This window comes from Citrobacter sp. MGH110, from assembly GCF_001037515.1.
GTDB lineage: Bacteria > Pseudomonadota > Gammaproteobacteria > Enterobacterales > Enterobacteriaceae > Citrobacter > Citrobacter portucalensis.
Map to the genome: position 1 here is coordinate 2,948,566 of NZ_KQ089830.1, position 14,529 is coordinate 2,963,094.

The 14,529-nt window shown below is 52.8% G+C and carries 13 protein-coding genes; 4 read left to right on the forward strand and 9 right to left on the reverse strand.

Annotated features, from left to right (window positions below):
• Window positions 1-49: 49 nt before the first annotated feature.
• The 9 genes from folA to SK38_RS13950 all read right to left on the reverse strand — a co-directional run bounded on the left by folA (window position 50) and on the right by SK38_RS13950 (window position 8,379).
• On the reverse strand, window positions 50-529 hold the full coding sequence (gene folA / locus SK38_RS13910) for a type 3 dihydrofolate reductase (RefSeq protein WP_003018873.1): 480 nt from the start codon (window positions 527-529) through the stop codon (window positions 50-52).
• A 198-nt stretch (window positions 530-727) separates the two neighbouring features.
• The gene (kefC, locus tag SK38_RS13915) at window positions 728-2,590 is read right to left on the reverse strand and encodes a glutathione-regulated potassium-efflux system protein KefC (protein ID WP_003829616.1); all 1,863 of its coding nucleotides are present in this window, start codon (window positions 2,588-2,590) and stop codon (window positions 728-730) included.
• Window positions 2,583-3,113 (reverse strand): glutathione-regulated potassium-efflux system oxidoreductase KefF, encoded by a 531-nt coding sequence (kefF, locus tag SK38_RS13920; RefSeq protein ID WP_003829618.1) that lies wholly within the window; start codon window positions 3,111-3,113, stop codon window positions 2,583-2,585. The genes kefC and kefF overlap by 8 nt, the downstream gene beginning before the upstream one ends.
• Window positions 3,114-3,216: 103 nt before the next feature.
• Window positions 3,217-3,450: a YgdI/YgdR family lipoprotein gene (locus SK38_RS13925; protein ID WP_003018880.1), complete on the reverse strand. Its 234-nt coding sequence runs from the start codon at window positions 3,448-3,450 to the stop codon at window positions 3,217-3,219.
• 91 nt (window positions 3,451-3,541) lie between these two features.
• Complete coding sequence (locus tag SK38_RS13930; RefSeq protein WP_048236151.1) at window positions 3,542-4,885, reverse strand: MFS transporter; 1,344 nt, start codon at window positions 4,883-4,885, stop codon at window positions 3,542-3,544.
• 147 nt (window positions 4,886-5,032) lie between these two features.
• Window positions 5,033-5,320 (reverse strand): ferredoxin-like protein FixX, encoded by a 288-nt coding sequence (gene fixX / locus SK38_RS13935; RefSeq protein WP_000203736.1) that lies wholly within the window; start codon window positions 5,318-5,320, stop codon window positions 5,033-5,035.
• Window positions 5,317-6,603 (reverse strand): FAD-dependent oxidoreductase, encoded by a 1,287-nt coding sequence (locus tag SK38_RS13940; RefSeq protein WP_048236152.1) that lies wholly within the window; start codon window positions 6,601-6,603, stop codon window positions 5,317-5,319. The genes fixX and SK38_RS13940 overlap by 4 nt, the downstream gene beginning before the upstream one ends.
• 48 nt (window positions 6,604-6,651) lie before the next feature.
• A complete protein-coding gene (locus tag SK38_RS13945) occupies window positions 6,652-7,593 on the reverse strand; it encodes an electron transfer flavoprotein subunit alpha/FixB family protein (protein ID WP_008786167.1) in 942 nt (313 codons plus the stop codon).
• Window positions 7,594-7,608: 15 nt separating this feature from the next.
• Window positions 7,609-8,379, reverse strand: a complete 771-nt coding sequence (locus SK38_RS13950; protein WP_032942343.1) for an electron transfer flavoprotein FixA — start codon at window positions 8,377-8,379, stop codon at window positions 7,609-7,611.
• Between the two features lie 480 nt (window positions 8,380-8,859).
• Here SK38_RS13950 and caiT point away from each other — a divergent pair, with 480 nt between their 5' ends.
• The 4 genes from caiT (at window position 8,860) to caiC (ending at window position 14,510) form a co-directional block, all read left to right on the forward strand.
• On the forward strand, window positions 8,860-10,377 hold the full coding sequence (gene caiT / locus SK38_RS13955) for an L-carnitine/gamma-butyrobetaine antiporter (protein WP_003829695.1): 1,518 nt from the start codon (window positions 8,860-8,862) through the stop codon (window positions 10,375-10,377).
• 34 nt (window positions 10,378-10,411) lie between these two features.
• On the forward strand, window positions 10,412-11,554 hold the full coding sequence (caiA, locus tag SK38_RS13960) for a crotonobetainyl-CoA dehydrogenase (protein ID WP_003018898.1): 1,143 nt from the start codon (window positions 10,412-10,414) through the stop codon (window positions 11,552-11,554).
• Between the two features lie 123 nt (window positions 11,555-11,677).
• Entirely contained in the window at window positions 11,678-12,895 is a 1,218-nt protein-coding gene (gene caiB / locus SK38_RS13965) for an L-carnitine CoA-transferase (RefSeq protein ID WP_003018901.1), read from the forward strand.
• A 61-nt stretch (window positions 12,896-12,956) separates the two neighbouring features.
• A complete protein-coding gene (gene caiC / locus SK38_RS13970) occupies window positions 12,957-14,510 on the forward strand; it encodes a crotonobetaine/carnitine-CoA ligase (RefSeq protein ID WP_048236153.1) in 1,554 nt (517 codons plus the stop codon).
• Window positions 14,511-14,529: the final 19 nt, after the last annotated feature.

The window sequence follows — 14,529 nt, forward strand, 5'->3', positions numbered from 1 at the left end:
ACATTAGCTGGATGATAAGGCGTTTCGCCGCCATCCGGCACTTACAGTATTAACGACGTTCCAGAATCTCGAAGCAGTAGCTGTGAGAGTTTTGCGCGTCGGCATCGTGGAATTCACTGAACACCGATTCCCAGTCATCCGGTTCGTAGTCCGGGAAATGCGTATCCCCTTCCACTTCCGCATCAATGTGCGTCAGATACAGTTTCTGTGCTTTTGGCAGGAACTGCTCATACACACGCCCACCGCCAATTACCATAATTTCAGGTTCATCGCCGCAGGCCGCAATTGCTTCATCCACAGACTTCACCCACTGCACGCGATCGTCGGTGCCAGGCTTACTGCTGATGACGATATTTTTACGCCCAGGTAACGGTCGCCCGATGGATTCCCAGGTGTGGCGTCCCATGACAACCGGCTTGTTTAAGGTATTACGTTTAAACCAGGCGAGATCGGCAGGGAGGTTCCACGGCATGGCGTTCTCCATACCGATGACGCGATCTACCGCTAACGCCGCAATCAGACTGATCATTGAATATTTCCCGGATACAAAAAAATTGTCGCCACTATACGGAAAGCGCAATCTTTCGTCGACTGGCGGAAAGAGGATGAACAGGAAAATTTTCCGTTCTGCTGGCGAACCGACCTATTTAAGGTGGTACGCCAGCATTACAGTAGTTCAAAAACAGCCAATTAGCAGTAAAGTTTGCAGAACATCACATTTTTTACCCTATGCTGACGGTTTCACTTCCGGCTCATCGGCGACGTCGCCCGTATGCTTACCTTCATCCGTGCCTTGCCAGCCATGGCGCTGAATTAACGATAAGTGCTGACGATCTTCCGCAATAATTTCACTCAGCATTGCGCTGGTGCGTTTATAAACGGCCGCGCGGGAAGTCGCGTCATTTTCCCCTTTCACCATCTCCTCTACCATCATGGTATTGAATCGGCGGAATACGTCAGCCCGCTCACGTGCCTCATAGCGCCCTAGCCCGAGACCTTCCAGCGCCAGACGTCCGGTCTTCAGTGCACCTTCAAAGGTTTCACGTTCCGGCATATCCACGCCCGCCTGGCGCAGGCGGATGTAATGATCCACGTCGCGCGCGCGGGCAATAATTTGCAGATGCGGGAAATGCTCTTTCACCATTTCGGTTAATTGCAGGCTGGTTTGCGGATCGTCAATGGCATTAATAATAACTTCAGCTTTCGCCGCCCCGGCAGACTCCAGCAGATCCATCCGGGTCGCGTCGCCATAGAAAACCTTCATCCCGAATTTACGCAGCGTTTCGATATGGTCCGGGTCATGATCAAGAACCACCATTTTGACCCCGCTCGACAACAGCAAACGACCGGTTATCTGGCCAAATCGCCCAAACCCGGCGATGATCACCCGCGGTTGCTCCTCATCGATTTCATCGGCTTCGCGCTCTTCCTCAGTCGCCGATTTTTCCAGACGCGTCAAAATCACCAGCAAAATCGGTGTAGCCGCCATCGACAACGCCACCGCCAGCGTCAGCGATTTCGCCCAGTCAGGATCGAGCACATTTGCCATTTGCGCCGCGCCAAACACCACAAAGGCAAACTCACTGCCCTGCCCTAATAATACGGCAAACCAGCGACGCTGCTTGTTCGGCACCTGCAACGGTTTCGCTATCAACCACAGCATGACGGTTTTGATAACCAGGAAACCGACCAGCAAAATGATAATGCGCAAGGGATTATCAATCAGCGTACCAAAGTCGATAGACATCCCTACACCGATGAAGAACAGCCCCAGCAGCAGTCCTTTAAATGGCTCAATGTCGCTTTCCAACGCGTGGCGATACTCAGAGCTTGCCAGCAGCACCCCGGCCAGGAATGCCCCCATCGCCATCGACAATCCAACCTCTTCCAACAGCAGACCGAAGCCAAACACGAGGAACAGCGCAACGGCACTGAACACTTCCCGCAGGCCCGAACGGGCGACAAAACGCAAGGCAGGACGTGTGACATAACGACCTAACAGCACCACCAGCACCAGTGCGCCCGCTACCTTAAGGGCAGACAATGCAAACGCCCCAAGCGTTGTTGATGCGCCACTCGCTGCCAGTAATGGGATCATCGCCACCAGTGGAATAGCAGCGATATCCTGGAACAGCAGCACGGCAAACGCGCTGCGGCCCATTTGCGAAACCATCAGGTTGCGTTCATTCATTGCCTGCATAGCGATAGCCGTAGAGGAAAGCGCCAGCGTCATGCCGATCAGCTCCGCTACCTGCCAGCGCAGGCCGAGGAACATACAGAACACACCAATCAGGCCTCCGCAGACCACCATTTGCAATGCGCCGCCGCCGAACACCGAGGCTCGCAGTTTCCACAAACGTTGAGGATCCAGCTCCAGACCAATGACAAACAGCATCAGCACCACACCGATCTCCGCAAAATGCAGGATGGATTCGGCGTCCGTCACCAGCCTCAGGCCCCATGGGCCGATAATGCACCCGGCGATGAGATACCCCAGTACCGACCCGAGCCCCAGCCGTACGGCGATGGGGACAATCAGTGCCGCCGATCCGAGATAAATCAGCGCCTGTATCAGCGTATGGCTATCCATGGTGTGCCTCCTGCCATTCCATCAGACGCTGTTTGTAGTGACGCGCCTGCGCTTGCAGGGTTTCATCATCACAGATAAACGTACAGTGCATCGCAAACGGCGGTAGCCATTTGAGGCCACAATAAAGTGCCGTCGCCTGTAAGGGTTGAGAAAGCACATCAAATCCGGGATGGGAGCCAATATCGAAGTGGTTTTCACCGCCGCCGGTCGTCACCGCCCACAGCAGATGTTTACCGTGCAGCGCAGTACCGCCATGGCCATACGCCCAGCCGTGCGAAAGGACTTTATCCATCCACAGCTTGAGTAATGGAGGTGTGCTGTACCACTGCATCGGATGCTGCCAGATGATCAAATCAGCGCGTGCCAGCGCATCCTGTTCAGCGGCAATATCGATATTGAAGTCGGGGTAGAGCTGGTAGAGCGAGCGGATCTCCACGCCCTCCAGCGTCCTTGCCTGTTCAAGCATCCGCTTATTCGCATGCGAGTGCTGCGGATAGGGGTGCGCATAAATGATGAGGATCATGATTAGCCTGTTTCACTGCATTATTGTAATAACAGTGAGTTTAGTCACTTAATCCACAGGCTAACAGTCAATATTATTGAGTGGCTGAATGGAGAAAACTGAACTAGTTATCCAGTTCACTCATATCTTTAACCTGATCGCGGTTAATCTGTTCCGTCTTACCCGTTTGCGCATTTTTATACGACACCAGGCCAGTATCATCATCGACTTGCGGTTTGCCGTCAGTGACGATTGTTTTACCATCGGTGGTTTTAACCGCCTGGTTTGAGGAACAACCGGCCACGGTAAACAGTGCTGCTGCGGTAAAAATTGAGGTGATCAGGATATGTTTTTGCATGGTGTTCTCCCTGCTTTTCAGTTGTTTTCTGTGATATACCCAGTTAACTGTAGGCTAACTGACTGAGTTGCAGGGAAAATACAGAACACTCCTAATAACTCGCTCTGGTCACGGGCTTACTGCGAATCGTCATTTGACTGGTTTGCGCCAGCGTCAGACCTCGCGTTTCCGGGGCGAAAGCGATGGACACCAGCAGGCCAATCAGCGAAATTCCTGCGCCCATCAGCATGACATTGCTGATCCCGTATTTGGTAATGAACACCGGCAGCGCCCAGGTTGAAACAATGGTGCCAATGCGGCTTAAGGACATAATCACCCCGACGGCAGATGCGCGAATGTCGGTAGGGAACAGTTCATTTGGGTACAGCCACTGAAGATTTCCCGGTCCCCCCGAGAAAAAGGCGTACACGGCAAACGCCAGCACCACCAGCCACGCTCCCATATCAGGAATTAACCCCAGCACGGCCAGCGCCAGCGTCATCATAATAAAGCTGCCAATTAACAATGGCCGACGGCCCGCGCTATTGAGCCAGAACATGGGTGGAATGCACCCCAGCATAAAGCACAGGCTTATCACCACATTGCCCAACGCCGCGCTTTTCCCGGCACCAAGCCCCAACAGTCCAACAATCTGCGGACCAAAGGTATAAATGGCGAACATCGGGATCACCTGACAGGTCCAGATAGCGGCGACAAACAGGACAAACGAGAAATGACGGCGGTTAAACAGCTGCAGGAAGCGCGTCTCCTGCGGTGCCTCTTCGTCGAACACCACCGGTTCACCGAACAGTTTGATCATCATCGCTTCACACTCTTTCACCCGACCTTTACGCAGCAGCCAGCGCGGCGATTCAGGAAGATCAAAGCGCCCAATCAGGATCAAAATACAGGGGATCACCGCGCTGCCCAGCATCCAGCGCCATCCTCCCTCAACATCATACAGCCAGTAACCGACCAGATCGGCACAGGTAGCGCCGACATACCACATCGCGGCGATAAAACCGATGGAGAAAGCGCGCTGGCGGGTATTAGAGAACTCGGTAATCATCGAGGTAGCAATCGGGTAATCAGCGCCAATTACAATGCCTATCAGCACGCGCATCACCAACAGCTCAACGGGCGAGGAAACAAACATGGTTGCCGCCGATATCACGCCAATGGCGATAATATCGATGATGAACATTTTGCGCCGCCCGACCTTATCGGAAATGTAGCCAAACAGCGACGTCCCGACAAACAGACCAGCGAGCGTGCCGGCGCCCAGCAGACCAATCCACTGTGCGTCCAGTTTCAATGCTGGCGTGAGCTGTTCCAGCGCCACGCCAATCATCACCAGCACATAACCATCCAGAAATGGCCCACCGCTTCCCCACAGCATTATCCGGCGGTGAATAGAGGTAAATTTGATGTCATCAAAGTTCCTGGGCTGCTGCATAGCGACTTCCTGTTTCAACACGGGCAAAGCGTCATCTGTAGGCCGGATAAGGCGTTTAGGCCGCCATCCGGCATTGGCGCCACATGATTGCCGGATGGCGACGCTACCACGTCTTATCCGACTTACGGGTGCACAACCTCGTACTTATTAGCCGTAGCGAAACTCCACGCCAAATGTCCCGCGCGGGTATTCCCATTTTTCCAACGCTGTATCAAGTCCGAGAATGCGGCACGTTCCGCACTCCAGGCATCCGGCGTAATCAAAACGGACGCTGCCGTCGTCCTGCTTTTTATACAGTCCGGCTGGACAAGCTTTAATCAGTACTTCCAGCGCCTGTTTATCAGGATCGGTTTTGAGAATGATGTGCGGGCTGTCTTCATCCACATTGAACTTATTGACGCCCAGTTTGACGTCCACATTGACGGGAGATGTCATAATACGGTCACTCCTTTCAGGCCATCTTTCATCAGGTTGATGAAGCCCACTTTCTTCGCATGACGCAGGATTTTTTTGCGCATTGGCACCGGAGCAGAGCCATCCACGGTGAACAGGTCGCGCGCGATGCTGACCGCCATTTCAGGATAGGCGGTAAACATGCGTGGGTTATCAAGGAAAGCGGGAAGCTTCTGATACATGCGCATATCGCGCATTGGACCATCATCGAGATGCTGACGGTATTCGCCCAGCGACTGTTTGCTGAAGTCGTCGCGCTTCATCGCGGAAAGCACCGTTTTCGCGGCCGCTTCGCCTGCGGATATGGCGAGATCCATACCGCGGATGGTAAAGCCGAGGTTCATACACATTCCGGCAGCATCACCGGCAATCAGCACACCGTCACCCACCAGATCAGGCTGCATATTCATACCGGCCTCCGGTACGACGTGCGCGGCATATTCCACCAGCTTGCCACCGGCGATCAGTGGGGCAACCGCCGGATGCTGTTTGAAATCTTCCAGCATTTGTGGGACCGATTTTTTAGCATCTTTCAGATGATGAAGACCGCAGACCAGCCCCAGAGAAAGGGTCGTTTCATTAGTATAGAGGAAGCCCCCGCCCATCAACCCATCAGTTGGAGAACCGGCAAACAGGCAAGCTGCACCTTCGTTCCCCTGTAACTGGAAACGATCTTCAATCACCGATTTTGGCAATTCGATCAGCTCTTTTACGCCAACGGCAACATGCGATGCCTCAACGCGCTTTGCCATGCCCAGTTTTTCTGCCAACAAAGAATTCACCCCGTCAGCGAGGATCACCACTTTGGCTTCCAGAATATCGCCGTCGGCTTCCACGCCCACGACTTTGCCTTCGCGCTGCACAACGTTATCCACCCGAATACCGGTGATAAGCTGGGCTCCCGCCTCCTCGGCCTGCTCCATCAGCCAGGCGTCAAATTTGCTGCGTAAGACGGAATAAGAAACCTGCGACGATGCAGCCTCTTCACCATTGCAATAGTCGATGGTCATCGCCCCTTTGTCGGTCATAAAGGCGAGTTTTTCGTGGGTGATTATGCGTTCAATGGGGGCCTGCTCAGCAAAGCCGGGAATGATGCGTTCCAGGCTATGTGCATACATGCGCCCACCGGTGACATTCTTCGCGCCAGCAGAATTGCCGCGCTCGATGACCAGCACCTGTGCACCTTCCCGAGCCAGCACCAGCGCCGCAACCGAACCGGCCAGACCTGCACCCACGATGATGGCATCAAAGATATCTTCGGACATACGTACTCCTGTCAGTGGCAGGATACTTTCGCACCCTGCCCGAATGGTTTAACGCGCCAGAGCAGCCGTCAGCGCAGGCAGGATCTTCAGCGCATCGCCAACGATGCCAAAATCTGCGTACTGGAAGATCGGCGCATTTTTATCTTTGTTGATGGCGAAAATCGTCTGCGCGCCGTTGGCGCCGACCATATGTTGGATCTGCCCGGAGATCCCCACGGCCAGGTACAGTTCTGGTTTGAGCATCAGGTTGGAAATGCCGACGTAGCGTTCGTGCTCCATCCACTTCTCGTTTTCCGCCACCGGACGTGAACAGGCCAGCTCAGCGCCAATCGCCTGGCACAGCGCTTCGGCCAGCGAGATATTTTCTTTGCTACCAATACCGCGTCCCACGCTGACCACCAGACGGGCTTTGTCGAGATCGACACTGTTGCTCTGACGCGCCTGCGTTGCCGTACGGGTCACGGCGATAGTCGGAGCCTGCCACTGGACGGTGTGCACCTCGCCGCTGCGGGCGGTATCCGGTTGCTGCGCGTCAAACGTTCCGCTACTGAGAGTGATCACGGCAAACGGTGAAGCGATTGTTTCTGCTCCCATCGCCAGGCCGCCGTAGACCATATGTTTGACCGCCGCTTTTCCGTCCTGCACCGCGACTGCGCTGGCGTCGTTTGAGACTGCAGCCGACAAGCGAAAGCCCAGCTTTGCCGCTAACAGCTTGCCCCGACGCGTATTCGGCAGCAGCACCGCGCCGCCCTCGCTGTGCTGACGAATGGTTTCGGCCATCGCATCGGCGTAGTCTTCAACCATACGATCTTCTGGTTTGCCGCTGAGCAGCCAGACATGATCCGCACCTAAATGGCATGCCGCCGCGCTGTCCTCATCGCTGAGCACAAACGTGTTAACGTTTTCACCTAAAGCCTGCGCACCATTCATCAGTTCCGGCAGACGAGAAGGGGTATCGCTGAATACCCAGACACTGGAAAATTTGTTCATAACATCCCCTGATAATTAAATGATTTTGCGAAGATTCTCGACAAACGCGGCAATCTGTTCTTCACCGTCACCTTCAATCACAACGCGCTGACGCTCGCGCTGCTTCGGTGCGGCAACCTGTTGTTCGGAATACGCTTGCGCGCCGTTCAGCCCAATGTCCGCAGACGACCAGACCTGGACCGGTTTTTTCGCTGCACCAAGAATGGCTTTCATGGAAGGGATTTGAGGGGTGTTGATGTCGGTAGAGACCGCGATCACCGCCGGAAGCGGGATACTCAGGGTTTCAACTTCATCTTCCAGTTCACGCTCTACCGTCAGCGTGCTGTCGGTAAGAGAGAGGATTTTACTCACGCCGTTAATCGCCGGCACGTTCAGCATTTCGCCCACCAGCAGACCAACCTGCTGTGCATAAAGATCGGAAGAACCGTCGCCGCAAATAAGCAGATCAAAACCTGATTTTTGTGCGGCGGCAGCCAGCGCAGTGGCGGTTTGTTGCGGCAGCGCCTGTTCAAATTGATCGTCAATGACAACAATCAGTTCATCAGGGCCACGGGAGAGCACATCTTTGCGCCCTTTTGCATTGGTCAGCGCTTTGCCGCCGACGCTCATGGCCACAACCTGAGCCTCTCCCACCTGCTGTTTTAACTGGCAAGCCGCTTCGATCGCATTCAGATCATATTGGCTGATTTTGCCATCTGCTTTGCTGAAATCGAGTGTTCCATCAGCATTATTAATCGCAATATCCTGCTCATCAGGTACGCATTTGTAGCAAGTAATTATCTTCATTGCATCTCCAGAAATCATGAAGGAAACGTATTTATATCGGCGGTGTTAAATACAGATATCACGCTCTTTAATTCGGAAATAAAACATTAATCACCAATATTGAAAATGTCACACATTGATATTCGTAACTTTCAATAGTGTTATGCACCTCACCAATATTGAAAGAAACATGTCAAATACGAAAATTTTCAATATTGTTTGCTGGTTCAACAATATTGAACGTCAGTCACTTAAAAAAGTTAAAAAAGCAACATCAACATTATGATTAATAAAGGAATTATTTGTATTTTCAGACAAAATAACCAGCATAAGAAAGTGTGACACAGATAACAGAATAGCCGGAAATGAATACCCATTATGAGTTACTCACTGAGGCGCCCCAGAGGTTAAAAAGTTATCAACAAACCATTAATAATAAATAAACAAACGATCACATACGGGCACGCTAAATAAATTTCGTTTTCACACTGGAATTCACTTATGAAAAATGAAAAGAGAAAGTCGGGAATTGAACCGAAGGTTTTTTTTCCGCCATTAATAATTGTTGGGATACTTTGTTGGTTAACAGTAAGAGATCTTGATGCCGCTAACGTCGTTATTAATGCGGTATTCAGTTATGTCACCAACGTCTGGGGTTGGGCATTCGAATGGTATATGGTCGTCATGCTCTTCGGCTGGTTCTGGTTGGTCTTTGGCCCGTATTCGAAAAAGAAATTAGGCGACGAAAAACCTGAGTTTAGTACCGCCAGCTGGATTTTTATGATGTTCGCTTCCTGTACATCCGCCGCGGTGCTGTTCTGGGGTTCCATCGAGATCTACTACTATATCTCTACCCCGCCGTTTGCTCTCGCCCCCAACTCCGTTGGCGCAAAAGAGATAGCTCTGGCGTACAGCTTGTTCCACTGGGGACCGCTGCCGTGGGCGACCTACAGCTTCCTTTCAGTCGCGTTCGCCTACTTCTTCTTTGTACGCAAAATGGACGTTATCCGCCCCAGTTCCACGCTGGTACCGTTAGTTGGCGAGAAGCATGCTAAGGGCTTGTTCGGCACCATCGTCGATAACTTCTATCTGGTGGCGCTGATCTTCGCGATGGGCACCAGCCTCGGTCTCGCTACCCCGCTGGTAACCGAGTGTATGCAATGGCTGTTCGGTATTCCACATACGCTGCAACTCGACGCCATCATCATTACCTGCTGGATCATATTGAACGCCATTTGCGTGGCCTGCGGCCTGCAAAAAGGGGTCAAGATCGCCAGCGACGTACGTAGTTATCTGAGCTTCCTGATGCTCGGCTGGGTGTTTATCGTCAGCGGCGCCAGCTTCATCATGAACTACTTCACCGACTCGGTCGGCATGCTGCTGATGCATCTGCCGCGCATGCTGTTCTATACCGATGCCATCGGCAAAGGCGGCTTCCCGCAGGGCTGGACTGTTTTCTACTGGGCGTGGTGGGTTATTTACGCTATCCAGATGAGTATCTTCCTGGCACGTATTTCTCGGGGTCGTACCGTACGTGAACTGTGTTTCGGGATGGTACTGGGCCTGACCGCTTCCACCTGGATCCTGTGGACCGTCCTTGGCAGCAACACGCTGCTGCTGATGGATAAAAACATTCTCAACATCCCGCAACTGATTGAACAACACGGCGTGGCGCGTGCCATTATCGAAACCTGGGCTGCTTTACCGCTCAGCACCGCCACCATGTGGGGATTCTTTATCCTCTGCTTTATTGCCACCGTCACGCTGATTAACGCCTGCTCCTACACCCTGGCGATGTCCACCTGTCGCGAAGTTCGTGATGGTGAAGAACCGCCGCTGTTGGTGCGTATCGGTTGGTCCGTTCTGGTCGGCGTCATCGGCATCGTTCTGCTGGCGCTGGGTGGGCTGAAGCCTATTCAGACCGCAATTATCGCCGGGGGATGTCCGCTGTTCTTCGTCAACATCATGGTGACGCTGTCCTTTATTAAAGACGCCAAAGTGCACTGGAAAGACAAGTAATTCTTATTAACCCAATTGATCAAGAGGCTGAAAGATGGATTTCAACTTAAATGACGAGCAGGAACTGTTTGTCGCCGGTATTCGTGAACTGATGGCCAGTGAGAACTGGGAAGCTTATTTTGCCGAGTGCGATCGCGACAGCGTCTACCCTGAGCGTTTTGTAAAAGCGCTGGCGGATATGGGCATCGATAGCCTGTTGATCCCAGAAGAACACGGCGGCCTGGAAGCCGGTTTTGTCACCGTTGCCGCCGTCTGGATGGAACTCGGACGTCTTGGCGCACCGACTTACGTGTTGTACCAATTACCAGGCGGTTTTAACACTTTTCTGCGTGAAGGTACCCAAGAGCAAATTGATAAAATCATGGCGTTCCAGGGCACCGGTAAGCAGATGTGGAACTCTGCTATCACCGAACCGGGAGCGGGATCGGATGTTGGCAGTCTGAAAACCACTTATACACGCAAAAATGGTAAGGTTTATCTTAATGGCAGTAAGTGCTTTATCACCAGTAGCGCCTATACCCCGTACATCGTAGTGATGGCGAGAGATGGTGCATCGCCGGATAAACCTGTTTATACCGAGTGGTTTGTTGACATGAGCAAAGCGGGTATCAAGGTCAACAAACTGGAGAAACTCGGTCTGCGCATGGATAGCTGCTGTGAAATCACCTTTGATGACGTTGAACTGGACGAGAAAGACATGTTCGGTCGGGAAGGTAATGGCTTCAACCGTGTGAAAGAAGAGTTTGACCATGAACGCTTCCTCGTCGCGCTGACCAACTACGGTACGGCAATGTGCGCTTTTGAAGACGCCGCGCGTTACGCCAACCAACGCGTGCAGTTTGGCGAAACGATCGGCCGTTTCCAGCTGATCCAGGAGAAGTTCGCGCACATGGCGATCAAACTGAACTCCATGAAAAACATGCTGTTGGAAGCCGCATGGAAAGCGGATAACGGCACCATTACCTCCGGCGACGCAGCAATGTGCAAATACTTCTGCGCCAACGCCGCGTTTGAAGTGGTAGACACCGCCATGCAGGTACTGGGAGGTGTTGGTATCGCGGGCAACCACCGCATCACACGTTTCTGGCGTGACCTGCGCGTTGACCGTGTTTCTGGTGGTTCTGACGAAATGCAGATCCTGACGTTGGGTCGTGCGGTACTCAAGCAATACCGATAGAACGACGCAACCTGTAGGCCTGATAAGACGCCTTAGCGTTGCCATCAGGCAATCAATGCCGGATGGCGGCGCTAGCGCCTTATCCGGCCTACATGGACACCCATAAATGCCAGGAGAAAAATGATGAATCATTTACCAATGCCAGCCTTCGGCCCGCTTTCCGGGGTACGCGTTGTCTTTTCAGGGATCGAAATTGCCGGTCCGTTCGCCGGACAGATGTTCGCCGAATGGGGCGCTGAGGTTATCTGGATTGAAAACGTCGCATGGGCCGATACCATCCGCGTACAGCCTAACTATCCGCAGCTCTCACGCCGTAACCTGCACGCCCTGTCGCTGAATATTTTCAAAGATGAAGGCCGGGAAGCGTTTCTGAAGCTGATGGAAACCACCGATATTTTCATTGAAGCCAGTAAAGGTCCGGCCTTTGCCCGCCGAGGTATTACCGATGAAGTGCTGTGGGAACATAACCCGAAACTGGTTATCGCCCACCTTTCCGGCTTCGGCCAGTTTGGTACCGAGGAGTACACCAATCTTCCGGCGTATAACACCATCGCGCAAGCGTTCAGCGGCTATCTGATCCAAAACGGCGACGTGGATCAGCCAATGCCCGCCTTCCCGTACACCGCCGATTACTTCTCCGGGATGACCGCAACGACAGCAGCGCTGGCGGCCCTGCACAAAGTGCGCGAAACGGGTAAAGGTGAAAGCATCGATATCGCTATGTACGAAGTGATGCTGCGCATGGGTCAGTATTTCATGATGGATTACTTCAACGGCGGAGAAATTTGCCCACGCATGACCAAAGGCAAAGACCCGTATTACGCTGGCTGCGGCCTGTATAAATGCGCCGATGGCTATATCGTCATGGAGCTGGTCGGCATCACGCAAATCAACGAATGCTTCAAGGATATTGGCCTCGCCCACATTCTTGGCACACCGGAAGTCCCGGAAGGCACCCAGCTTATCCATCGTGTGGAATGCCCTTACGGCCCGCTTGTGGAAGAGAAACTGGACGCCTGGCTGGCAACGCACACCATCGCCGAAGTCCAGGCGCGCTTTGCTGAGCTGAACATCGCCTGCGCGAAGGTGCTGACTATTCCTGAACTGGAAGGCAACCCGCAGTACGTTGCCCGTGAATCTATTACGCAGTGGCAAACAATGGATGGCCGCACCTGCAAAGGGCCAAACATCATGCCGAAATTTAAAAACAACCCGGGGAAAATCTGGCGTGGCATGCCGTCACATGGCATGGATACTGCCGCCATTCTGAAAAATATTGGTTATAGCGAAGCAGACATAAATGAGCTGGTCGGCAAAGGCCTGGCCAGAGTTGAGGAATAAACGCGACGCGCTGACCCCTCGATGGTTAGCGCTCACGCCTGATTTCAGTGGATAAAGCAATATGGATATCGTTGGCGGACAAAACTTACGTCAGATGTGGGACGACCTGGCCGGGGTGTACGGAGATAAAACGGCGTTAATTTTCGAATCCTGCGAAGGAATCGTTCGGCAGTTTAGCTATGCCTCGCTCAATGAAGAGATTAACCGCACGGCAAACCTGTTCCATTCCTTAGGGATCCGCAAGGGCGATAAGGTCGCATTGCATCTGGATAACTGTCCGGAATTCATTTTTTGCTGGTTTGGACTGGCAAAAATTGGCGCCATTATGGTACCGATTAATGCCCGCTTGCTGGGTGAAGAAAGTGCCTGGATCCTGCAAAACAGCCAGGTAAGTCTGCTGGTCACCAGCGCCCAGTTTTATCCTATGTACCGCCAGATACGGCTGGAAAATAGCACCCCGCTTAATCATATCTGTCTGATTGGCGAACAGCTTCCGGCTGACGACGGCGTGAGTCACTTTGCCCAACTGCAATCCCGCCAGTCCGCCACGCTGTGCTATACGCCCGCGTTATCCACTGACGATACGGCGGAAATTCTGTTTACCTCAGGCACCACCTCACGGCCTAAAGGGGTGGTAATTACCCACTACAACCTGCGTTTTGCAGGCTACTACTCTGCCTGGCAAATCGCCCTGCGCGATGATGACGTCTACATGACGGTGATGCCCGCGTTTCATATCGACTGTCAGTGTACCGCCGCAATGCCCGCATTCTCCGCTGGCAGCACCTTTGTGCTGCTAGAGAAGTACAGTGCCAGGGCGTTCTGGAATCAGGTGCATAGATATAAGGCGACGGTTACCGAATGCATTCCGATGATGATCAGAACGCTAATGGTGCAGCCCGCTGCACCAACCGACAGACAGCATCACCTGCGCGAAGTGATGTTCTACCTCAATTTATCCGAGCAGGAAAAAGACGATTTTACCGAACGCTTTGGCGTCAGGCTGCTGACCTCCTACGGTATGACTGAAACCATCGTCGGTATTATCGGCGACCGTCCCGGTGACAAACGACGCTGGCCCTCCATTGGCCGCGTGGGATTTAGCTATGAAGCCGAAATCCGCGACGATCATAACCGTCCCCTGCCCGCCGGAGAAATTGGCGAAATCTGTATTAAAGGCGTGCCGGGCAAAACAATCTTCAAAGAGTACTACGCGCAGCCGGAGGCTACCGCCAAAGCGCTGGAACCTGAGGGCTGGTTGCATACCGGTGATTCGGGCTATCAGGATGAGGATGGCTATTTTTATTTCGTCGACAGGCGCTGCAACATGATTAAACGCGGCGGAGAAAATGTCTCCTGCGTCGAGCTGGAAAATATTATTTCTGCGCATCCCAAAATTCAGGACATTGTGGTTGTCGGTATTAAAGATTCGATCCGTGATGAAGCCATTAAAGCGTTTATCGTCCTTAATGAAGGTGAAACATTAAGCGAAGCCGAGTTCTTCAGCTTCTGCGAAAACAATATGGCGAAATTCAAGGTTCCCTCTTTTATGGAGATAAGAACCGACCTGCCGCGCAATTGTTCAGGAAAAATAATCAAAAAAAATCTGAAATAACCCTTCCGACAGGAACTCC

What these genes read in the sequence shown, in the direction of transcription:
- SK38_RS13950 (WP_032942343.1), bottom strand. Translation starts at nt 8,379, where the DNA reads ATGAAGATAATTACTTGCTACAAATGCGTACCTGATGAGCAGGATATT.
- caiC (WP_048236153.1), top strand. Translation starts at nt 12,957, where the DNA reads ATGGATATCGTTGGCGGACAAAACTTACGTCAGATGTGGGACGACCTG.
- kefF (WP_003829618.1), bottom strand. Translation starts at nt 3,113, where the DNA reads ATGATCCTCATCATTTATGCGCACCCCTATCCGCAGCACTCGCATGCG.
- SK38_RS13945 (WP_008786167.1), bottom strand. Translation starts at nt 7,593, where the DNA reads ATGAACAAATTTTCCAGTGTCTGGGTATTCAGCGATACCCCTTCTCGT.
- caiB (WP_003018901.1), top strand. Translation starts at nt 11,678, where the DNA reads ATGAATCATTTACCAATGCCAGCCTTCGGCCCGCTTTCCGGGGTACGC.
- SK38_RS13930 (WP_048236151.1), bottom strand. Translation starts at nt 4,885, where the DNA reads ATGCAGCAGCCCAGGAACTTTGATGACATCAAATTTACCTCTATTCAC.
- folA (WP_003018873.1), bottom strand. Translation starts at nt 529, where the DNA reads ATGATCAGTCTGATTGCGGCGTTAGCGGTAGATCGCGTCATCGGTATG.
- SK38_RS13940 (WP_048236152.1), bottom strand. Translation starts at nt 6,603, where the DNA reads ATGTCCGAAGATATCTTTGATGCCATCATCGTGGGTGCAGGTCTGGCC.
- fixX (WP_000203736.1), bottom strand. Translation starts at nt 5,320, where the DNA reads ATGACATCTCCCGTCAATGTGGACGTCAAACTGGGCGTCAATAAGTTC.
- caiA (WP_003018898.1), top strand. Translation starts at nt 10,412, where the DNA reads ATGGATTTCAACTTAAATGACGAGCAGGAACTGTTTGTCGCCGGTATT.
- caiT (WP_003829695.1), top strand. Translation starts at nt 8,860, where the DNA reads ATGAAAAATGAAAAGAGAAAGTCGGGAATTGAACCGAAGGTTTTTTTT.
- SK38_RS13925 (WP_003018880.1), bottom strand. Translation starts at nt 3,450, where the DNA reads ATGCAAAAACATATCCTGATCACCTCAATTTTTACCGCAGCAGCACTG.
- kefC (WP_003829616.1), bottom strand. Translation starts at nt 2,590, where the DNA reads ATGGATAGCCATACGCTGATACAGGCGCTGATTTATCTCGGATCGGCG.